This window comes from Cellulomonas citrea (assembly GCF_009829685.1).
In the GTDB taxonomy this organism is placed as follows: domain Bacteria; phylum Actinomycetota; class Actinomycetes; order Actinomycetales; family Cellulomonadaceae; genus Cellulomonas; species Cellulomonas citrea.
On record NZ_VWSD01000044.1, the window covers coordinates 1 to 20,620 of the forward strand.

20 protein-coding genes and 2 tRNA genes are annotated in these 20,620 nt (G+C 72.9%); 8 read left to right on the forward strand and 14 right to left on the reverse strand.

Annotated features, from left to right (window positions below; translation table 11 throughout):
* Positions 1–340 precede the first annotated feature (340 nt).
* Complete coding sequence (pknB, locus tag F2B26_RS06985; RefSeq protein ID WP_159807791.1) at positions 341–2,329, forward strand: Stk1 family PASTA domain-containing Ser/Thr kinase; 1,989 nt, start codon at positions 341–343, stop codon at positions 2,327–2,329.
* A gap of 80 nt (positions 2,330–2,409) precedes the next feature.
* Here the strand turns inward: pknB and F2B26_RS06990 are convergent, their stop codons facing one another.
* The 4 genes from F2B26_RS06990 to F2B26_RS07000 are packed head-to-tail and all read right to left on the reverse strand — an operon-like array spanning position 2,410 to position 4,752.
* Positions 2,410–3,033: an aminodeoxychorismate/anthranilate synthase component II gene (locus F2B26_RS06990; protein ID WP_159807793.1), complete on the reverse strand. Its 624-nt coding sequence runs from the start codon at positions 3,031–3,033 to the stop codon at positions 2,410–2,412.
* Positions 3,033–3,191, reverse strand: coding sequence for a hypothetical protein (locus tag F2B26_RS17185; protein ID WP_201292639.1), 159 nt, complete (start codon positions 3,189–3,191; stop codon positions 3,033–3,035). Before F2B26_RS17185 ends, F2B26_RS06990 begins: the two co-directional genes overlap by 1 nt.
* A gap of 5 nt (positions 3,192–3,196) precedes the next feature.
* On the reverse strand, positions 3,197–3,955 hold the full coding sequence (locus F2B26_RS06995) for a class E sortase (RefSeq protein ID WP_159807795.1): 759 nt from the start codon (positions 3,953–3,955) through the stop codon (positions 3,197–3,199).
* Positions 3,952–4,752: a DUF881 domain-containing protein gene (locus tag F2B26_RS07000; protein ID WP_235929543.1), complete on the reverse strand. Its 801-nt coding sequence runs from the start codon at positions 4,750–4,752 to the stop codon at positions 3,952–3,954. The genes F2B26_RS06995 and F2B26_RS07000 overlap by 4 nt, the downstream gene beginning before the upstream one ends.
* Positions 4,753–4,875: 123 nt before the next feature.
* Here F2B26_RS07000 and F2B26_RS07005 point away from each other — a divergent pair, with 123 nt between their 5' ends.
* Positions 4,876–5,124 (forward strand): cell division protein CrgA, encoded by a 249-nt coding sequence (locus tag F2B26_RS07005; RefSeq protein WP_159807797.1) that lies wholly within the window; start codon positions 4,876–4,878, stop codon positions 5,122–5,124.
* 94 nt (positions 5,125–5,218) lie between these two features.
* On the opposite strand, the gene F2B26_RS07010 is transcribed toward F2B26_RS07005, so the two are convergent.
* A complete protein-coding gene (locus F2B26_RS07010; RefSeq protein ID WP_235929544.1) occupies positions 5,219–5,926 on the reverse strand; it encodes a rhomboid family intramembrane serine protease in 708 nt (235 codons plus the stop codon).
* Between the two features lie 149 nt (positions 5,927–6,075).
* Positions 6,076–6,615: a peptidylprolyl isomerase gene (locus tag F2B26_RS07015; RefSeq protein WP_159807799.1), complete on the reverse strand. Its 540-nt coding sequence runs from the start codon at positions 6,613–6,615 to the stop codon at positions 6,076–6,078.
* 141 nt (positions 6,616–6,756) lie between these two features.
* Between F2B26_RS07015 and F2B26_RS07020 the strand changes: the two genes are divergently transcribed.
* The gene (locus F2B26_RS07020) at positions 6,757–7,689 is read left to right on the forward strand and encodes a hypothetical protein (RefSeq protein WP_159807801.1); all 933 of its coding nucleotides are present in this window, start codon (positions 6,757–6,759) and stop codon (positions 7,687–7,689) included.
* A gap of 76 nt (positions 7,690–7,765) precedes the next feature.
* On the opposite strand, the gene F2B26_RS07025 is transcribed toward F2B26_RS07020, so the two are convergent.
* The 3 genes from F2B26_RS07025 to F2B26_RS07035 are packed head-to-tail and all read right to left on the reverse strand — an operon-like array spanning position 7,766 to position 10,391.
* Positions 7,766–8,623, reverse strand: a complete 858-nt coding sequence (locus tag F2B26_RS07025) for an ABC transporter permease (protein ID WP_159807803.1) — start codon at positions 8,621–8,623, stop codon at positions 7,766–7,768.
* The gene (locus F2B26_RS07030; RefSeq protein ID WP_159807806.1) at positions 8,620–9,480 is read right to left on the reverse strand and encodes an ABC transporter permease; all 861 of its coding nucleotides are present in this window, start codon (positions 9,478–9,480) and stop codon (positions 8,620–8,622) included. Before F2B26_RS07030 ends, F2B26_RS07025 begins: the two co-directional genes overlap by 4 nt.
* Positions 9,477–10,391, reverse strand: a complete 915-nt coding sequence (locus tag F2B26_RS07035; RefSeq protein WP_438939170.1) for an ABC transporter ATP-binding protein — start codon at positions 10,389–10,391, stop codon at positions 9,477–9,479. The genes F2B26_RS07030 and F2B26_RS07035 overlap by 4 nt, the downstream gene beginning before the upstream one ends.
* A 102-nt stretch (positions 10,392–10,493) precedes the next feature.
* Here F2B26_RS07035 and F2B26_RS07040 point away from each other — a divergent pair, with 102 nt between their 5' ends.
* The 5 genes from F2B26_RS07040 (at position 10,494) to lysX (ending at position 18,433) form a co-directional block, all read left to right on the forward strand.
* Entirely contained in the window at positions 10,494–11,153 is a 660-nt protein-coding gene (locus tag F2B26_RS07040; protein ID WP_159807826.1) for a GNAT family N-acetyltransferase, read from the forward strand.
* A gap of 109 nt (positions 11,154–11,262) precedes the next feature.
* A complete protein-coding gene (locus tag F2B26_RS07045; protein ID WP_159807810.1) occupies positions 11,263–11,835 on the forward strand; it encodes a hypothetical protein in 573 nt (190 codons plus the stop codon).
* 185 nt (positions 11,836–12,020) lie between these two features.
* The gene (locus F2B26_RS07050) at positions 12,021–13,469 is read left to right on the forward strand and encodes a GGDEF domain-containing protein (RefSeq protein ID WP_159807812.1); all 1,449 of its coding nucleotides are present in this window, start codon (positions 12,021–12,023) and stop codon (positions 13,467–13,469) included.
* 5 nt (positions 13,470–13,474) lie between these two features.
* A complete protein-coding gene (locus tag F2B26_RS07055) occupies positions 13,475–14,980 on the forward strand; it encodes a histidine kinase N-terminal 7TM domain-containing diguanylate cyclase (protein WP_159807814.1) in 1,506 nt (501 codons plus the stop codon).
* Between the two features lie 84 nt (positions 14,981–15,064).
* Positions 15,065–18,433, forward strand: coding sequence for a bifunctional lysylphosphatidylglycerol synthetase/lysine--tRNA ligase LysX (gene lysX / locus F2B26_RS07060; protein WP_159807816.1), 3,369 nt, complete (start codon positions 15,065–15,067; stop codon positions 18,431–18,433).
* A 10-nt stretch (positions 18,434–18,443) separates the two neighbouring features.
* On the opposite strand, the gene F2B26_RS07065 is transcribed toward lysX, so the two are convergent.
* The 5 genes from F2B26_RS07065 to F2B26_RS07080 all read right to left on the reverse strand — a co-directional run.
* Positions 18,444–19,445 (reverse strand): TIGR00341 family protein, encoded by a 1,002-nt coding sequence (locus tag F2B26_RS07065; protein ID WP_159807818.1) that lies wholly within the window; start codon positions 19,443–19,445, stop codon positions 18,444–18,446.
* Positions 19,446–19,498: 53 nt separating this feature from the next.
* Positions 19,499–19,574, reverse strand: a tRNA-Ala gene (locus F2B26_RS07070).
* A gap of 37 nt (positions 19,575–19,611) precedes the next feature.
* Complete coding sequence (locus F2B26_RS17300; protein WP_210766846.1) at positions 19,612–19,731, reverse strand: DLW-39 family protein; 120 nt, start codon at positions 19,729–19,731, stop codon at positions 19,612–19,614.
* Between the two features lie 23 nt (positions 19,732–19,754).
* Positions 19,755–19,828: transfer RNA gene (locus F2B26_RS07075), tRNA-Ile, on the reverse strand.
* Positions 19,829–19,898: 70 nt separating this feature from the next.
* On the reverse strand, positions 19,899–20,620 hold a 722-nt coding region (locus F2B26_RS07080; RefSeq protein WP_159807820.1), incomplete at its 5' end, for a DUF3566 domain-containing protein.

The following is a 20,620-nucleotide window of genomic DNA, read 5'->3' on the forward strand; positions in this document are numbered from 1 at the left end:
CCCGCCGGACCGTCGGTGGGCCGGGCCAGGCCGGGCACGCCCCGGGCGCACCAGCACAGACCGCCACCCCGGCACCCGTGCGCCACCCCGCACCGGGCCCGGCACAGGCCCGCCGTGACCTGCCTCCGCTGCGGCTCCGGTGGACCCGCATCGCACTGGTCGGCATCGGCCTGCTCGTCATCGCCCTGCTCGGCGCACTCGCCGCGCACTCCGCCCGGGCCGATCTCTCACCCGGTTCCCCTGTGACGTCACATGTCCTCGCGGAAGATGCACCGATACCCTCATCCGCAAGCCCCGTGCGCGCCGTCGGCGCGAGCGACGACCGTGGAGGACTGCTGTAGTGGACGAGCCGAACCGGATCCTCGCCGGACGTTACGAGGTCGGCGAGATCATCGGGCGCGGCGGGATGGCCGAGGTTCACATCGGCTACGACCGTCGCCTGGGCCGCACGGTCGCCATCAAGGTGCTCCGTTCCGACCTCGCCCGTGACCCCTCGTTCCAGAACCGGTTCAGGCGGGAGGCCCAGGCCGCCGCGGCGCTCAACCACCCGGCCATCGTCGCCGTCTACGACACCGGCGAGGAGTCGGTCACCGAGCCGAGCGGGGCCGTCTCGCACGTGCCGTTCATCGTCATGGAGTACGTCGAGGGCCACACCGTCCGCGACATCCTGCGGGACGGGTCGGCCCTGCCCATCGACGAGGCGCTCGACATCACCTCCGGTGTGCTCTCGGCGCTCGAGTACTCCCACCACGCGGGGATCGTGCACCGGGACATCAAGCCCGCGAACGTCATGATCACCCCGACGGGTGCGATCAAGGTGATGGACTTCGGCATCGCCCGGGCGCTGGCCGACTCGGCCGCCACCATGACCCAGACCCAGGCCGTCGTCGGGACCGCCCAGTACCTGTCGCCCGAGCAGGCCCGCGGTGAGCAGGTGGACGCCCGCAGCGACCTGTACTCGACCGGCTGCCTGCTCTTCGAGCTGGTCACCGGCCGGCCGCCGTTCGTCGCGGACTCCCCTGTCGCCATCGCCTACCAGCACGTGCGCGAGCAGGCACCGCTGCCCAGCAGCCTGTCCGACGACGTGCCCGAGGCCCTCGACCGGGTGATCGCCAAGTCGTTGGCCAAGGACCGCGAGTCCCGCTACCAGACGGCCGCCGAGTTCCGGGCCGACGTCGAGGCCGTGCAGCGCGGCGGCACGGTGCTGGCCCCCGCGGTCGGTGCCGTCGTGCCGGACGCCGGTGCCGCCACCCAGGTGATGGCACCCGCGTCGCCGGCCACCCAGGTGCTGCCGCCGTCGCAGCTGCCGTGGGGCACCACCGGCGCCGCGGCACCGACCGCCGTGGCGACCGAGGGGGAGGAGCCCAAGCGGAACAAGGCGCTGCTCATCTCCCTCATCGTGGTGGGTGTGCTCGCCGCGGTCGCGATCGTGTGGCTGCTGCTGTTCAACAGCACCAAGAGCACGGCGGTCAAGGTCCCGGCCGTCGCCGGGATGACGGCGTCCGCGGCCGAGTCCGCGTTGAAGAACGACGGGTTCCTGGTCGAGCGCCAGGAGGAGGCCTCCCCGACGTACCCCGCGGGCCAGGTCACCCGGACCAACCCCGCCGAGGGCACCCAGCAGGAGAGGGGCACGAAGGTCACCTACTTCGTGTCGACCGGCCCGGCGACCACCAAGGTCCCCGACGTCTCGGGCAAGACCCCCGACCAGGCGATCGCGCTGCTCAAGGCCGCCGGCCTCACGGTGGCCGACAACCGGGTCAACGACGACAACCCCAACTTCCTCGCCGGTCAGGTCACCAAGACCGACCCGGCCGCCAACGCCCCGGCCGCCGAGGGGCAGCCGGTGACGCTCTACGTCTCGACCGGCAACGTGGTGCTCACCGATGTGACGGGCAAGCCCCAGAAGGATGCGGTGGCCGCGCTGCAGGCGCTCAAGCTGGCTCCGGTCGTCGAGCAGAAGGAGAGCAGCACGGTCGCCGTGGGCACCGTGATCTCGACCAACCCGACCGCCGGCACGATCATGCGCCAGGGCCAGAGCGTCACGGTGACGGTCGCCTCGGCGCCCTCGACCGCGGTCGTCCCGCAGGGCCTGGCTGGGCTCAGCTACAACGACGCGGTCAAGCTGCTCAGCCAGGCCGGGCTGACCAACGTGACCCGGGTGGACGCCCCGTCCGATGTGCAGAGCAAGGGCAACGTCGTCTCGACCAACCCGGCCGGCGGCGCCACCGTCCCGCTCACGCAGCAGATCACCATCACGGTCTCGAGCGGGCCGGCGCCGACCTCGAGCCCGACCTCGACCGGGAACGGCTCAGGCGGCAACGGCCCCTGAGCGTCGCGACACGAGTGACCCGCCCCCGTACGCCGGCACGTCCGGCGGGCGGGGGCGGTCTCGTTCGGGGAGCGGTCGGCTCAGGCACGCACGAGCGGGCGCAGACCCTCGGCACGCGTGAGTGCCTGCGTGTCGCCGCAGATCGCGAGCCAGTTCGCCAGGATCCGGTGGCCACCCTCGGTGAGCACCGACTCGGGGTGGAACTGCACCCCGTGCAGCGGGAGCGTGCGGTGCGCCAGGCCCATGATGATGCCGTGGGCACGTGAGGTGACCTGCAGCTCGTCGGAGAACGTGCCGTCGACCACGGCCAGCGAGTGGTAGCGGGTCGCCGTGAACGGCACCGGCAGACCCTCGAGAACCCCGGTGCCGTCGTGCTCGATGAGGCTGGTCTTGCCGTGCATGAGCTCGGGGGCGTGCGTCACCGTGCCGCCGAACACCTCGCCGAGCGCCTGGTGCCCGAGGCACACCCCGAGCATCGGCGTGCCGGCGGCCGCGCAGTCGCGGATCACCTGCAGGCTGGCCCCGGCCTGCGACGGTGTGCCGGGCCCGGGGGAGATGAGCACCCCGTCGTACCCGGTGCGGTCGGCCAGCGGGGGCACCGCGTCGTTGCGCACGACGTCGACCTGGGCGCCGAGCTGACGCAGGTAGCCGACGATCGTGTAGACGAACGAGTCGTAGTTGTCCACGACCAGGATCCGCGTCATCACTCACCCACCGTGGTGTTGTTGAAGGGCATGAGGGGGGCCAGGGCCGGGTACACCCAGGTGAAGCAGGCAGCGAGCACCGCGGCCACGAGGACAGCCGCGATCACCACCCGGACGGGGGTGGGGCCGGGCAGGTGCCGCCAGATCCAGCCGTACACGAGCCCTATCCTGCCGCAGCCAGCAGCTCGGCCGGCGTGCCGGACGAGACAGGCGCCCAGGACGAGAGCGTCCCGTGCACGACGTACCGCTCCCGCGCGGAGAACATGGGGTGGCACGTGGTGAGCGTGATGCTGCGCTCGGTCGGCGTCACACCGGGCTGCCCGGGGACGGGTGCGATCACGGAGACGTCGGTCGGTGCCACGATCTGGGTCGACGTCACCGTGTAGACGTACCAGGTGTCGGCGGTGCGCACCACGAGCGCGTCACCGACCTGGAGCTCGGCGATCCGGTTGAAGGGTTTGGCGTAGGTGGTGCGGTGCGCGGCCACGGCGAAGTTGCCGACGCCGCCGGGCATCGCGGTGCCCTCGTAGTGCCCGATGCCGAGCACGTCGAGCACGGTCGCCTTGTCGGTGCCCTCGCTGATGGGCCGGGCGGGCTCCCCGGTCCAGCGCGGCACCTGCAGCGTCGCGAAGGTGGTGCCGTGCGCCGGCTCGGCGAGCACCGGCGGGTCGTCGTGCCGCGGGGTGGCGACCTGCGGGGTCGCCGCGCCGGACGGGGTCGGCGCCGGGGTGAAGCCGAGACCGGCGACCACCTGCGCCTGCTCGCGGTTGCCGACGACGTCCGTCCACCACAGCTGCCACACGAGGAAGCCGAGCAGCAGCAGCCCGAGGGTGATGAGCAGCTCCCCGAGGACGCCGATCGCCGCGAAGACGGTGTCGCCCGCGCGCCCGGACCGGCGCCGCCTGCCGTGGGTGGCCGTCACGGCGTGGCCGCAGGGGTGGGGGTGGCGCTCGGGGCGGCGGACGCGCCAGTGATCGGGTCGATCCCGGCCGGCAGCGTCGCGAAGGTGAGGTCGGTGGCCCCGGAGTAGGCGGCGAGCGTGAGCGAGCTCCGGCCGTCCACCCGCCAGCCGAGCCCGACCTGGGCCGCGTCGCGCCGGTAGGCCTGGATGGCGGGGGACGCCGCGAGCGCCGCACGCATCCCGTTCTCGTCGCCGATGGCGCTCACCTTGTAGGGCGGCGAGTAGAGCCGGCCGTGCAGCCGCAGCACGTTACCGACGCACCGGATCGCCGAGGTGGTGATGAGCCGCTGGTCCTGGATGGCGACGGCCTCCGCGCCGCCGGCCCACAGGGCGTTGACCACGGCCTGGATGTCCTGCTGGTGCACGACGAGCACATCGGCGCTCACCCCGTCGCGGTGCGGGGCGTCCGCCGGGGCGTCGTCGAGCGTCACCTCCAGACCGGGTCCGACGACGGGGGTCGACCCGGCGGCGACCTCGTCGGCCGCGGAGCCGTCACCGACCTGCGGGACGTCCGCCTCCTTGGCGGTGAGCTCGTCGACCTGGGCGCGCAGCTCGTCGACCTGGGTGGCCTGCAGGGCGACCCGGTTGGACTGCGCCTCGGCGAGCTCGGCGAGGTCCTGCGGGCTGCGCCGGGCACCGGTGGCGTTCGAGGCGTTGGCGACGAACAGCAGGCCTGCGGCGGCGAGCACGGCGCCGACCGCGACCGAGCCCCGGCGCAGCCGGCGTCCAGGGCGGGCGTGGTCGTTCAGGGTGCTCACCCCCGGCTGGGTCCCGTGCGGTCGGCACTACGCTAGGTCACCAGCCGCATGGACCGGTCATCGGGTCCGGGCGAACCGCGTCGTCGAGCACCGGCGGCGGACCACCTGACAGGAGCTGGCGACGTGCCCAAGTCGAAGCCGCCCCGCGAGCGCGCGGCGTACACCCCCCCGCCTCGCTCGAAGGCCAAGGTCCCGAACCCGCCGTGGTTCGTGCCCGTGATGGTGGGCCTCATGCTCGCCGGGCTGATCTGGATCGTCCTCACGTACCTGTTCCAGGCCCGGTACCCGATCCCCGGGATCGGTCAGTACAACCTGGCGATCGGTTTCGCGCTGCTCCTCGTCGGCTTCGGGATGACGACGCGCTGGCGTTGACCCCCGGTCCAGCAGGGCTCGTCGGCCGCCCCGAAGGGCGAATGACAACGGTGTAGTTATCCACACCTTTGCCCACCGCTGGGGACGACGACGGCTACGCCAGCCCGACCGACCGGTAGATCGAGACGGTCAGCGCCACCAGACCGACGAGCACCGCGACGCTCGCGCCGACCCCGACGAGTCGACGCCGGTCCCGCGGGGCATAGGCGTACGCCGCGCCGAGCAGCGCACCGGCGGCCAGCCCGCCCAGGTGCGCCTGCCAGGCGATCCCCGGGACGACGAACCCGATGACGACGTTGAGCACGATGACGCCGACGATCCCGCCGGCCGAGCGGCCCGTGCGACGCAGCACGACGAGCACGGCGCCGAACAGGCCGAACACCGCGCCGGAGGCGCCGAGCACCTGGGTGTTCCACGCCTGCGCCGTCCCGGCGAGGTCGGCCGCCACGAGCACGCCGACCGACCCGGCCAGCGCGCTCACCAGGTAGAGCGTCACGTACCGCAGACGCCCGAGGCTCACCTCGAGGAACGGCCCGACCATCCACAGCGCCACCATGTTGAACACGATGTGCAACAGGCTGGCGGGGGAGTGCAGGAAGGCCGTGGTGACGAACCGCCACGGCTCGATCGACCCGACGACGGGGGTGAAGACCCAGGCGGTCGTGAAGCCCGGCACCAGGCGCTGCAGCAGGTAGACCACGACGCACGCGGCGATGATGGTGATCGTCGCCAGCGGTCGCTCGTCGACCCGTCCGTCGCCGAAGGCCGCGCGCGGCGCCGTCGTCCGCGACGCGGCGGCCACGCAGTCGACGCACTGGACGCCGACCGGCGCCGGTCGCTGGCACTGCGGGCAGGTGGGCCGCCCGCAGCGCTGGCAGCGCACGTACGCCACCGTGCCGGGGTGGCGAGGGCAGACCGGCGCCGGCGGGACGGCCTCGGGGCTGTGGATGGTCAGTCCTCGATGGTGACCGAGGTCAGCACGATGTCCGTGGTCGGACGGTCGCCGGGGCGGGTGGGCGCGGTCGCGATGGCGTCGACCACGGCACGGCTCTCGTCGTCGGCGACCTCGCCGAAGATCGTGTGCTTGCCGTTGAGCCACGGCGTGGCCGCGACCGAGATGAAGAACTGCGAGCCGTTGGTGCCGCGCAGGGCGCCCGAGATGCGGTCACGCTGCTTGCCCGCGTTGGCCATCGCCAGCAGGTACGGCTTGCCGAACGTGAGCTCGGGGTGGATCTCGTCGTCGAACTGGTAGCCCGGGCCGCCGGTGCCGGTGCCGAGCGGGTCGCCGCCCTGGATCATGAAGCCGTCGATGACCCGGTGGAAGATCACGTCGGTGTACAGCGGATCGGTGCGGGCGGCGCCGGTCCGCGGGTCCTTCCACTCCTGGGTGCCCGTGGCCAGACCGACGAAGTTCTGCACGGTCTTGGGGGCGTGGTTCTCGAACAGGGTGATCCGGATGTCACCGGCGGTCGTGTGCAGGGTTGCGAGCATGGTGACAAGTCTGACATGACGTCCCCGCGCTCCCCGGGTGCTGGCCGCACGTTCGCCCAGGGCCGAGCCGCGGCTCTGCACCGCACCGTCCGTGGTGGCAGAGTGGGAGGTCACAGACCTGACGACGCGACGGGGTGCAGCATGGGACACGGCTCGTTCGGCAAGAAGCTCGACGTCGACACCGAGCAGCTCAAGGAGCGTGCGGCCGAGCTGGCCGCCCTGGCCTCCGAGGCGAAGGCCTCGGCCGGGGTGGCGGCGGCGCACGCCTCCGAGGGGGCCAAGGTGGCGGCGACCAAGGCGGGGGAGGCCGCCGCGGTCGCCAAGGAGTGGACGGCGCCACGGGTCGAGGCGTTCATCGAGTGGCTCACCCCGCGCCTGGAGCACCTGTACACCGAGGGCGTCAAGGCCGCCGCACCGCAGGTGGAGAAGGCCGCCGAGAAGGCGGTGCCCGCGGTCGACGGTGCGCACGACAAGATCGTCGACGAGCTGCTGCCCAAGCTGGTGGCTGCGGTGAACGCGGCGGCCGAACGTGCCGCGGCTGCGACGACCGAGGTGGCCGATGCCGCCGCGCAGAAGGCGACGGCCGTGGCGGAGACCGCCGCCGACGCCGCGTCGACCGGCAAGTCGCACAAGGGCCGCACCATCTTCCTCACGGTCGCGGTGATCGCGGGCGCTGCGGCGGCCGGCGCCGCCTGGGTGCGCTCGCGCTCGAACGTGGACCCGTGGGCCGAGCCGTGGGAGCCGACCGACACCCTCGGCGGCACCACGACGCACTCGGGTCTGGGCGAGGCCGTCGGCGAGGCGGCGGATGCGGTGGGCGAGGTCGCCGGGACGGCCGTCGCCAAGAGCCGCGAGGCGACCCGCAAGGCGACCGAGAAGCTCGCCGAGGCGCGCGAGGAGATCGAGGACAAGCTCACCGAGGCCACGGCGGCCGCGACCGAGTCGGCCAAGAAGGTGACGCGCCGGGCGAAGTCCGCGGCGGCCTCCTCGACCGACGAGGGCAAGGCTGACGAGGGCAAGGACGACGCACCGGCCAAGGACGCCGCGGACGGATCGCAGGACTCGCCCGCCTGAGCCGCAGCGCGACCCTGCGACGGGGGCCGGAACCGCAGCCGCGGTCCGGCCCCCGTCGTGCGTCCGACGGCGGGCGTCAGCGCAGGAAGAGCGCGCGCAGCCGCCGGGTGGTGAAGGTGATGCCGAGCGCGATCATCACGGCGAAGTAGGCGACGTGACCCCACGGCGACGACCCCGGTATCCCGGTGGTGAGCCCGCGGACCAGCTCGACCGCGTGCCACAGCGGCAGCGCGGTGATGACGTGCTGGAGCAGCGGCGGGTACACCGACAGCGGGTAGAACGTGGCCGAGAACAGGAACATCGGCAGCATCACCAGGTTGATCCAGTCCATCTGCTGGAAGGTGGACATGAAGCTGGTGATCGCCATCCCGACGCTGGCGAACGCGAACGCCACGAGCACCAGGGCGGGCAGCGCGAGCAGCGCCGTCCAGGACAGGTTCAGGCCCATCACCTGCATCACGGTGAGGAAGCCCACCCCGTAGACCGCCCCGCGCAGCAGCGCGTAGCCGATCTCGCCGAGGGCCACGTCGAGCGGGCCGATCGAGGTGGCGAGCATCGCCTGGTACAGCTTGCCGAAGTGCATCTTGAAGAAGACGTTCCAGGTGGAGTCGTACACCGCGCCGTTCATCGCCGAGACCGCGAGCAGCGCCGGGGCGATGTAGGCGGCGTAGGCCACCGTGCGGCCCGGCGCCACCTCGACGTCGCCGATGTAGGTGCCCAGGCCGTAGCCCATCGCGAGCAGGTAGAACACCGGCTCGAAGAACCCGGACAGCACGACCATCCAGGTGGAGCTGCGGGTGGCCAGCAGCGCCCGGCCGAGCACCGCGCGGGCGTTCCCGGCGTACAGCGCACCGACGCCGCGCGGGACCCGACGACGACGCACCGGCAGCGCGTCGTCGTGCCTCGGCGCCTCGCCCTGCACGGGGGCGGTCATCGCAGCCTCCTGACGAACACGCGGCGGCCCACGACCCAGCCGCCGGCGGCCATCGCGACGAGCACGAGCAGGTGGGCCCACATCGGCCACGCCCCCGGCGGGGACCCGTAGGACAGCGCCCGCCCGACCTCGGCCGCATGCCACACCGGGGACACCCAGCCGATCGGCTGCAACCAGATCGGCAGCGTCGCCAGCGGGTAGAAGGTGCCGGAGAACAGGAACAGCGGCGTGAAGATGAAGCGCTGCACGACGGCGAACTGCCCGGTCTCCTCCTTGATCGACGCCGAGTAGGCGAGCAGCGGCAGCCCGAAGGCCAGCCCGCCGAGCACCGCGACGACCGGGGTGAGCAGCGCACCGAGCACCGACCCGGTGGCGCCGAACAGCACGACGAGCACGCCGTAGGCCACCACGACGAACCCCATCCGGCCGACGACGGCGATGACGAGCCCGGTCGCGATCTGGTCCGGGCTCACCGGGGAGGCGTTCATCGCCCAGAACAGCCGGCGCCACTTGAACCCCTCGAGCACCGCGTAGGTGAACTCGTCGAGCGCGACGCCGATGGCGGCGCTGGCCATGAGCGCGGGCGCGACGAACCACAGGTAGCTCACCGGACCGTGCGCACCCGAGGCGACCGGCTGGTCGAGGAACGCGGCCAGGCCGAGCCCGATGCCGAGCAGGTAGAGCAGCGGCTGCCCGATCCCGCCGATGACGATGGTGCCCCCGTAGGCGCGCATGGACCGCAGCCGGTGCTCGGCCACGTACCACGCGCCGAACCGACGCGGTCGCACGGCTGCGGCCAGCGCCTCGTCCCGGACGGAACCCTCGCCGGTCGTCGCAGGTGCCTGCTCGGTGCTCATTCGATGAGGCTCCGCCCGGTGAGCCGCAGGAAGACGTCCTCCAGGGAGGAGCGCCGCACCAGGCTGGTCGTCGGGTCGAGCCCGCGCGAACGGACCTGGGCGAGCACCGCCTCACCGTCCTCGGCGTAGAGCAGGACACGGTCGGGGAGCACCTCGATGCGCTCGGCGAGGTCGGCCAGGTCCACCGCGGCCTGGGCGTTGCGGCTCGACCCGAACCGCAGCTCGAGCACCTCGCGCGTGGAGTAGGTGCGGATCAGCTCGGCCGGGCTGCCCTCGGCCATGATCCGGCCGTGGTCGACGACGACGAGCCGGTCGCACAGCTGCTCGGCCTCGTCCATGTAGTGCGTCGTGACGACGAGGGTCGTTCCGCGCTCCTTGAGCCGGAACAGCCGGTCCCACAGCACGTGCCGGGCCTGAGGGTCGAGGCCGGTCGTCGGCTCGTCGAGCATGAGGACGGCCGGTTCGTTGATGAGCGCACGGGCGATGGTGAGCCGGCGCTTCATCCCGCCGGACAGCGCGTCGACCTTCACCTTCGCCTTGTCGGCCAGCTCGGCGAAGTCCAGCAGCTCGTCGGCCCGGCGGGCGCACGCCGCGCGCGGGATGCCGAAGTACCGGCCGTAGACGATGAGGTTGTCGCGCACGGTGAGCTCGGTGTCGAGGTTGTCCTCCTGCGGCACCACACCCAGCCGGGACCGGATCTCCGGGCCGTGCGTGTCCGGGTCCAGGCCCAGCACCGACAGCGTGCCCGAGGTGCGCTGGGACACCGCGCCGATCATCCGCATGGTCGTCGACTTGCCGGCGCCGTTGGGCCCGAGCAGCCCGAACGACTCCCCCGGCGCCACCTGCAGGTCGATGCCGCCGACGGCCACCAGCTCCCCGTAGGTCTTGGTGAGCGCACGGGCCTCGATCACGGGGTTCACAGCCAGCACCCTAGGTGAGCCGACCCACACGTCCGCCACGACTTATCCCGACCGGTGGTCCGGAGCCCGTGGCACAGTGACCGGGTGGACGACATGACCCTCTGGCCGCCCCTCGGTGTGCGTGTGAGCAGCGGGGACACCGAGCTCGTCTACGCCGACGACCGGCTGCTCCTGCAGGTCGCCGCCCTCGCCGCGGACGGTGTGCACGACGAGGACACGATGCCGTTCCCGGTCTCCTGGACCCGGGGCAGCCCGCAGCAGGTGGCCCGGTCGGTGCTCACCTTCCAGTGGGGAAACCGGGCCGCGATGAGCCCCGAGCACTGGCGGCTCGAGCTCGCTGTGCTGCACGCGGGCACCCCCGTGGGGATGCAGGGCGCCGTCGCCCGGGACTTCACCGTGGCCCGCCAGGCCGAGACGGGGTCGTGGCTCGGCCGGGCCCACCAGGGGCAGGGGATCGGACGGGCCATGCGGCTGCTCGTGCTGCACCTGCTGTTCGACGGCCTCGGCGCGCAGTCCGCCACCACGAGCGCGTTCGACGACAACCCCGCCTCGAACGCCGTGACCCGCGCCCTCGGCTACCGGCCCGACGGGCACGAGCTGGTCGCCCGGGAAGGACGGCCGGCCCGGGTGCTGCGGTACCGCCTCGACCGGGCCGACTGGCTGGACCGGCCGCCGGCGCTGCGCCCACCCGTCGAGATGGCCGGGATCGAGGCGCTGCGCACCTTCCTGGGCCTGCCGCACGGACCGGACTGACCGCAGGGGCCCGTCCGGGGGTGCTCGGGACCCGGCGGGCAGCGACCCGGGACGACCGGCAGTCGGAAGGCCCGCGCGTCGGACCGGGTCGAAGGGTACGGTTCCGGCCATGCTCCTGGTCGATCTGCAGACGCGTGTTCGCATCGCCCTGACCAACACGTTGGTCAACGAGTGGTCGCTCTTCAGCCCGACGAGCGGCACGTCCAGCCCGTCGGAGCGGACGATCTCGTTCCATCTCGGCTGGAACCTGCGCCCGCTCGTCGAGCGCACCTGGAACATCGACTGCGAGTACGACCGCTCGGGCATGGCCCTCGAAGAGGTCGTGCAGTTCAACGACGAGACCGCCGGTCGGCGCATCCCCGACCTCATCGTGCACCGCCGCGGCCGCCTCGGCCCCGAGGAGAACCTGCTGCTGCTCGAGCTGTCCGCCGACCATGCGACGCGTGGCACCGCGGCAGGCGACTTCGGGCACGCCCAGGCGATCCAGAAGCGGTTCGGCTACGCCTACGCGGTGCTGCTCGACCTGCACCTGGGGGACGACCCGTCGGTCGCCGCGCCCCGGCCGACCTGGCACTGGGCGACCCTCGAGGGCGGTCCGGTCACCCGGGAGCCGCTCGACGTCTACACCCCCGAGGTCCTCGCGGACATCCTCGGCCGCGGATCGGCCCGCCTGCAGGCCTGACGGCCCGCACCGCTCGCGACCGACCGACCGACCAGATCGTCGGTCGGCTGCTCAGTCCTGGGACCTCCTCGCCGATCTACAGGGTGAGATCGATCGAGGAGTGAGCCATGACGGGGCTCGGAGGAGCTCTCGCCACGGCGGGAACGCTGACAGCCGCTGCGGCGGTGGTCGAGGTCGTGCGGGGGGTGCGACGTCGGAGCCTCCCGCTGTCGCTGCCGCGCGCCGTCATGTGGCTCGGCCTGGCGATCTGCGTGATCGCCGCACCGATCGCCCTGGTCACCGGCCGAGCGACCGCCGCCTACCTCATGATCCCCGGCAGCACCGTGCTCGTCGTGGGCGTCGTCTGGCAGGTCCTCGTGCGCGTCGGGCTCGGTGGGCTGATGCGGCCGTCCTGGGTGGCGATCGGCCTGAGCATCCCGGTCACGGTGCTCGCCCTGTCGGCCTCTCCGCTCGTGCTCGAGAAGCTGGAGCCCTCCCCGACCAGCGGCTGGCTGTTCGTCCCGGGCCCGCTGCTCTGGCTGCTCGTGGTCTGGATGTGCCTCATCCTCCTGGTCGTCGCCGTGGTCGAGGTCTCGCAGGCCGTGCAGGCCGTCGGACCGCTGCGGGTGGACGTCGTCGTCGACGGCGTCCGCGTGGTGGTCGGCTGCACCCTCTGGTTCGGCCTCGTGGTCGTCGAGCCGTGGCGTCCCCTGCTGCCGCTGGCACCGATGGCGATCGCCCTCGGCATGCTCGCCGGCTGGCGCTCCGGCCGGAACGGCTCCAACGCCCGCGGCCTGCAGGTCTCCACCTCCCAGGTGCTCGACCGCATCAGCGACGCCGTCGTCGTGCTGGGCCCGGACGGCTCGGTCGCCGACGCGAACGACCGGGCACGCTCCCTGCTGCTCTTCGGCCCGGGCGACCGCCCGGGGCTGCAACGACGAGCCCTGCTCGACCAGGAGCTGCGCGTGGGGATCGCCCAGGACGGTGAGCGCACCGTGACCCTCGTCGACGGGCGCGTCGTGCGGGTGCGCGTCACCACCGTGCGCGAGCTCGGCTACCCCGTCGCCCGGATCGTGACGGCACGCGACATCACCGAGCTGGAGCGGCTGCGCGCCGAGCTGCACGAGCAGGCCAGCCGAGATCCCCTCACCGGCCTGCGCAACCGGCGGCACCTCAGCAGCCGGCTGAGCTCGGCGATGGCCGACGCGGCACGCACGCACACACCGTTCTGCCTGGCGATGGTCGACCTGGACAACCTCAAGCAGCTCAACGACGGGGCCGGGCACCTGGTCGGCGACCGTGCGCTCATCGCGGTGGCCGGTGTGCTGCGCGACGACAAGCGGCGCGACGACGTCGTGGTCCGCGCCGGCGGCGACGAGTTCATGGTCATCATGCCGGGCACCTGCCGTGACCACGCGCGGGAGCGTGCCGAGGCCTGGCGGGCGGCCGCCGCGGCGGTGGACCTCCTCGGCGGCGACGGGGACGACGCGGGGCGACCCGCCGTGACCCTGAGCATCGGGATCGCGCAGATGACACCGGGGATGCTGGCGGAGGACCTGGTCAACGCCGCCGACGAGGCGCTCTACGTGGCCAAGACCTCGGGCCGCGACCAGGTGCAGCTGACCGGTGCGCCCGACTCGGTGACCCCCGCATGATGACCGTGACGGTTCTCGACGTCGTCGCCGTGGCGGCCTCGTGCATCGCGCTGGAACGGCTCGGCGAGATCATCCGGCACCCGCGCGGCGTGCTGCGCGGACCCCTCGCCCTCGCACTCGTTGGCGTGGCCACGTGGACCCTGGCAGCCACCGGGGTGCACCTGGGTGTGCTGGGCACCGCCGGGGTGCTCGTGCTCGCGGCACTGGAGATGATCGGGTCGTGGATGGTGGTGCTGTCCGGGACCTGGGCGGCGCTCATCATCAGCTACCGGGGCCACCTGGTGACCCACCAGCTGCTGCTCATCTCCTGCGTCCCGGTGATGGCGATGGTCGGGCTGCTGGCGACGCCGTCGACCCGGTCGCTCGTCGTCGTGCGCATCGAGCAGGTGGACGGCAGCACGGTGCTGCAGTGGGGACCGACCTTCTGGGCGTTCACCCTCATCGCCGGGGTGTTCGTCGGCATCATCTGCGCGCTGGGGGTGGGCGCCACGGTCGCGACCGTCCCGGGGCAGCGCGCAGCGATGGTGCTGCTCATGGTGATGATCGCGCCGGCCGGTGTCACCTGGGCGTTCTTCGTCGCCGACCCGGTCTCGGGGCGGTGGTCGGTGGTGCCCCCGCTGCTGCTCGCGCTCGCGATGCTCGGCTGGACCTGGATGCAGCGCAGGCTCCCCGGCCTGGCCCACCTGCCGATCACGGCGGTCCGGGTGATGCGCGAGGTGCAGAACGGGGTCGTCGTCCTCACCCCCGACCTCGTGGTGCTCGAGACCAACGCGGCGGCCCGGGCCATGATCGCCGACGGTCCGCACCGCCGCGAGGAGGACCTCGTCGGTCGTCGCTGGGAGCAGGTCGTCGAGCCCGCGCTGGCGGCGCTGCCCGGTGTCGGGCAGACGCTCCGCGCGACCACCCGGCAGGGTCGCGTGCTCGAGCTCACCGTGGAGGACGTGGGGGGCGACGGCACGCTGCCCGCCCTCGTGATCGCGGCCGCCGACGTCACCGAGCTCACCCGGCTGCGTGCCCACCTCGCCGACCAGGCGACCCGCGACCCGATGACCGGGTGCCGCAACCGCCGGTTCCTCGACCAGCGGATCCCCGCGCTCGTCGCACGCTCCGCGCAGCACCAGGACGCGAGCGTCCTCATGCTCGACATCGACCGGTTCAAGGCGGTGAACGACCAGTACGGTCACGCGATGGGTGACCGCGTCGTCATCGCGGTGGCCGAGGAGGCCACCGCGGCGCTGCCCCCCGGGGGGGACCTGGTGCGCACCGGCGGCGACGAGTTCCTCCTGCTCCTGCCGGACACCGATGTGAGCGGGGCGCGGGCGATCGGCGACCTGGTCCGCCGGCGCTGCTCCGAGCTGCAGTTCGCCACCCACGGGGCGCCCGTGACAGTCACGGTGAGCGCCGGCGTCGCCCAGTGCCGTCCGGGCATGACGGCTGACGACCTGCTCACCGCCGTCGACCGGGCCCTGTACCGCGCGAAGAACGACGGCCGGGATGTCACCCGCGCCTGACCGAGGCGCCGACCGGCACGGCCGGGTGCTTCGCACCACAATCGAGGTTCAGGCGCACCGGTGCGTCCGCCGAAGGGAGCCGTCGTGACCGATGTCGACACGATCAGCGCCGATCCGTCGCGCGACGCCCATGGCGCGGTGACGCGACCGGCGCGCGACCCGCGCCCCGGCAGCCAGGACGACCGCTGGCCCGACTGGCTGTCGTCGACCTGCCTGGCGCTGGCGACCCTCGTCGTCGTCGCCTCGGCGGTGCCGGGCCTGCGTCACTACTTCGCCAGGCCGGACGACGTCGTCTCGATCCTGCTGCTGCCGGTGCTGCCGAACCTCACCTACGCCGCGCTCCTCGTCGTGCTCGCCGTGGGCCTGCGACGACGGATGCGGTCCGCGTGGCGGGCGTTCCTGCTCCTGCTCGTGCTGCTCCCCGCGCTGGGACGGGTCCGGGACGTGCTGCTCGGCGAACGGGTGGTGCTCAACGTGATCGGCCTGGTGGGGACTGTGGTCTTCCTCGTCCTGGCCTTCCACGCCGGTCGGCAGTTCCCGGCGAGGTCGCCGCGGGCCTCGGGCCTGCGGGCGCTGCTGCTGTTCGTGGCCGGGGCCCTCGCGGTCACGGCGTTGGGGGCCAAGCTGCTCATCGCCTCCGGGGCGATCACCGACGTGTCGGCCGCCTGGGAGGCGATGAGCGATGTGCTCGCCGGTGACCTGGGCTTCTTCGGGTCGGACGCGACCCGGCACGCGCACTGGTGGGTGCGGCTGGTCATCGGTCTCATGGGGGCGCTCGTCGTGCTGGGCTCGGCGGTGGTCTGGCTGCGGGCGCCGCGGTCGGCCCGGCGGCTCAGCGCGGCCGACGAGGCACGGGTGCGCACGCTGGCCCGGCAGTTCGGTGACGAGGACTCGCTCGGCTACTTCGCGACCCGTCGGGACAAGGCCGTCGTGTGGGACACGGGCGACGCGTCGACGGCGCACGCCGGGGTCTCCTACCGGGTGGTCGGTGCGGTGAGCCTGGCCAGCGGCAACCCGGTGGGCGACCCGCTGCACTGGCCCGCGGCGATCGACGCCTGGCGGGCCGACGCCCGGGCGCACGGCTGGTCGCTCGCGGTGATGGCGGCCGGTGCCGCCGGGGCCCGGGCCTACGGCGACGCCGGCCTCACGGCCTACCAGATCGGCGACGAGGCGATCCTGGGCCTCACCGACTTCCAGCTCGTCGACCCGGCGCTCAAACCGGTGCGTCAGGCGGTGCAGCGGCTGCGCCGACGGGGCTACGTCGCCCAGGTGCGCACGCACGCCCAGCTCGAGCCGGCCGACTTCGACCGGCTGGCGGCCTCGGCGGCGCGCTGGCGTGGGGACGGCGGGGACGAGCGTGGCTTCTCGATGGCGCTCGGCCGCCTGGGCGACCCGCTCGACGGTGAGTGCGTGCTGGTCGAGGCGTTCGACGCCGAGGGCACGCTGCGTGGCTTCCTGTCCCTCGTGCCCTGGGGTCGCGGCGGCCTGTCGCTGGACCTCATGCGCCGGGACCCGACCGCCGACAACGGCATCGTCGAGCTGCTGGTCACCACGATCGCCGAGCAGGCCCCGCGGCTGCAGGCCCGCCGGCTCTCGCTCAACTTCGCCATGTTCCGCGAGGCCTTCACCCGTGGTGAGGAGCTGGGCGCCGGACCGCTCGCGCGGCTCGCCCGTGGCGCGCTGCTGCTGGCCAGCCGCACGTGGCAGCTCGAGTCGTTGTACCGCTCCAACGCCAAGTACCAGCCGACGTGGCAGCCGCGGTACATCTGCTTCGAGTACACCTCTGACCTGCCGCGGGTGGGACTCGCGGCGGGCAGCGCGGAGGGCTTCCTCACCCGCCCGTCGATCCGCACGTTGCTCACCCGGCCCCGCAGCGCCGACCCGGCCGCCCTCACCCAGGCCGCGCAGGACTACGCCGACGCCGTCCTCGCGCTCATCCCGGCCGAGCCGGACGCGGTCGAGCAGATCATCGCCGCCCGCGCCCTGCCCGACCAGGAGCGGGTGCGGCGCGCCAAGCTCGACGCGCTCACGGCGGCCGGTGTCGAGGCCTACCCCGTGGGGTACCCGCGGTCCGCCACGGTGGCCCAGGTCCGCACCGACGCGGCCGGGGTGGACGCGCTCGGCACCGACCCGGTGTCCGTCACCGGACGGGTGATGCGCAAGCGCGACCACGGCGGCCTGTGCTTCCTGTGGCTGCGGGACGGGTCCGGGGACCTGCAGGTGATGGCCTCGCGGGACCGGCTGGGCGCCGATCAGCACCGGCTGTTCCGCGCCCTCGACCTGGGCGACCACGTCGGGGTGACCGGCCCCGTGGTGCGCACCCGCAGCGGGGAGCTCACCGTCGACGCCCACTCGTTCGCGCTCACCAGCAAGTCGCTGCGCCCGCTGCCGGACAAGCGGCACGGGCTGGTCGACCCCGAGGCCCGGGTGCGGATGCGCTACGTCGACCTCATCGTGCGCCCGCGGGCCCGTGAGGTGGCCTACGTGCGGTCGACGGTGGTCCGCTCGATCCGGGAGTCGTTGCAGGCCCGGGGGTTCGTCGAGGTGGAGACCCCGATCCTGCAGCTCGTGCACGGCGGGGCCAACGCGCGCCCGTTCCGCACCCACATCAACGCCTACGACCTGGACCTGTCGCTGCGCATCGCCACCGAGCTGCACCTCAAGCGGCTCGTGGTCGGGGGGATGGAGCAGGTGTTCGAGCTGGGCCGGCAGTTCCGCAACGAGGGCGCCGACTCCTCGCACAACCCGGAGTTCACGTCCCTCGAGGTGTACGGCACCTACGGCGACTACACGACGATGCGGGTGCTCACCCAGGAGCTCATCCAGGAGGCGGCGGTCGCGGTGTTCGGGGCACCGGTCGCACGGCGCCAGCAGCCCGACGGACGCATCGAGGAGGTCGACCTGTCGGGCACCTGGCCGGCCGTGCCGATCTGCACCGCCGTCTCGAACGCGCTCGGTGAGGAGGTCACCCCCGACACCCCCTCGCACGTGCTCCTGGCCCACGCCGCCCGGCTGGGCCTGGAGCTCGACCCGGCGTCGAGCTGGGGTGCGGTGCTCGAAGAGGTCTACGGCGAGCTGTGCGAGTCGCGGACGACGCTGCCGGTGTTCTACACCGACTTCCCGCGCGACACCTCACCGCTCACCCGGGCGCACCGCGACGACCCGCGCCTCGTCGAGAAGTGGGACCTGGTGATGTGGGCGTCGGAGCAGGGCACTGCCTACTCCGAGCTCATCGACCCCGTCGACCAGCGGGCACGGCTGGTGGAGCAGTCTCTTGCGGCCGCCGCCGGTGACACCGAGGCGATGGAGGTGGACGAGGACTTCCTGCGCGCCATGGAGTACGGCATGCCGCCCACGGGCGGGATGGGCCTGGGCGTGGACCGCCTCGTCATGAACCTCACCGGGCTGGGCATCCGGGACACGATCTTGTTCCCTATCGTCCGGCCGAGCTGACCGCCCGGCGCTACCCGCCGACGACGCCGGCCGAGACCCGCTGGCCGACCCCGCCGTCGACGACCACCTCGACCCCGTCGGGGATCTGGCCGGCGAGGGAAGCGACGAGCTGCGCCGTGTCCGGCAGCGGACCCGGCGCCTCGACCTGGACCACCGCGGTGGTGGACTGCACGGCGACGTCGACCACCCGTCCACCGGGCACCTGCTCGACCCAGGCCGTCGCCGCGTCCTGCACCCGGTGCGTCCAGACGGCGACCAGCCACGTGCCGGCCGTGTTCGCGGCGAGCGGGACCACGACGAGCAGGGCACCCGCGGCGATCGCGACGTAGGCCCGGCGGCGCCGGAACCCGACAGCGGTGAACGCCCCGTAGCCGCAGGCGGTGAAGACAAGTGTCCCGGCCAGGACGAGTGCCACGACATTGGACGCGAACAGCACGAACGCGCCCAGCGCGAGGGCGTAGAGCCCCTGGCCCAGGCACACCCCGACCACCCCGAGCGGCGGCACGAGCGAGATCGCGATGGCGACCCCGGGGAGCACGTCCGACACGTCCTTGCGCGCGAGCCCGACGGCGCCCGCGAGCCCAGTCGCCAGGGCGGCGACCATGTCGAGCAGCCCCGGTGAGGTGCGGCCGAGCACCTGGGTGTTGGTGAGCAGCGACGTCGTGCTCGGCAGCAGCAGCGACGCGAGGTAGCCCACGAGGACGACCAGCACGGTCCCGCCCGCGACCATGGCGAGCGACCGCCCGACCAGACCGCCCTGCCCGCGCACGACGCCGATGGCCACGCCCATGATGGGCACCGACAGCGGCGCGATGATCATGGCGCCGATCACGGTGGCGGTGGAGTCGGCGAGGACGCCCGCCACGGCGATCACGGCGGCCAGCGTGAGCATCGTCCAGAAGGCCGAGACCTTGGACGTGCGGTCCCCGGCGAGCAGGTCCAGCCGGTCGACGAGGTCGTCGGCGTCGCGGACCTGATGGGCGGGCAGCACGTGCTGGCGCAGGGAGCTCATGCCGGGATGCTGGCAGCACCAGCGGGCCGCCGCACGCGGCCGGGTCCGGCGTGTGGTGGAGCCAAGGGGACTCGAACCCCTAACCCCCTGCTTGCAAAGCAGGTGCGCTACCAATTGCGCCATGGCCCCGACAGGTGGCCGGGGCCACCCGGTGGTCGGGCGAGGGTCAGTCGAGCGGGTCGGTGACCTCGGCCCACAGGTCGCGCTCGTCACGGTCCTGCACGTAGCGCTGGTAGGCGAGATAGGCGACGCCTGCCAGCACGGACAGCACGAGGAACTTCTTCATGGGGTCCTCCGAACCTCGACCAGTGGGCCTAACAGGACTTGAACCTGTGACCTCTTCCTTATCAGGGAAGCGCTCTAACCGTCTGAGCTATAGGCCCGTGCACCGCATGGCGCCGGACGAGACTACCCCAGCGGCAACCACTCGCCCAAACGCGGCGTCCGACGGGGTCAGTCGTCCGTCATCGTGACGTGCAGGCCCCCCACCAGGGCGGCGACGATGTTGTACAGGAACGCGCCGATCGTGCAGAGCGCGGTGAGCAGGAACACGTCCACCACGCCGACGAGCATCGCGCCCGCCGCGATCTTGCCGAAGCTCAGGTAGCTCATCACCTGCAGCGCGCTGTCCGCGCCCGCGACGGTGGTCATCAGGTCGTTGAGCTTGGCGAACACGTGCAGCCCGTCGAGCGTGAACCAGACGACCGACGCCGCGACGACGCCGATGATCCCGAGCGCGAAGGACAGCAGGAACGACAGCTTCATCACCGACCACGGGTCGACCCGCGAGATCGCCAGACGCACCCGGCGAGGACCGGTGGGGCGAGGAGCCCCGGGCGCCGGGCGCGGCGCCTCGGCCGCGCCGGGCCACCCGGCGATCGGGACGTCGTGCGCGCCCGGGACCGCAGCCGGGGCAGGCTTCGTGGTGGTCATCTCGTCGTCCTCGGGTGCGGGTCGGGTGATCGAAGCGTACGCGGACGACACAGTGGTCGAGGTCGCGCGTCCAGCACGACGGAACCAGTTGCCGGTCGCCGTGACGGCGGCGGCCAGTGCCGTCTGCGGCTCGTCGTCAGCTGCCTCGCCTGTGCCCGGCTCGGGTGCGCCCAGCTCGGGTGCGCTCGGGTCGGGTGCGCTCGGGTCCGCCGCGTCCTCGCCGGACGCCTGCAGCGCCGCGG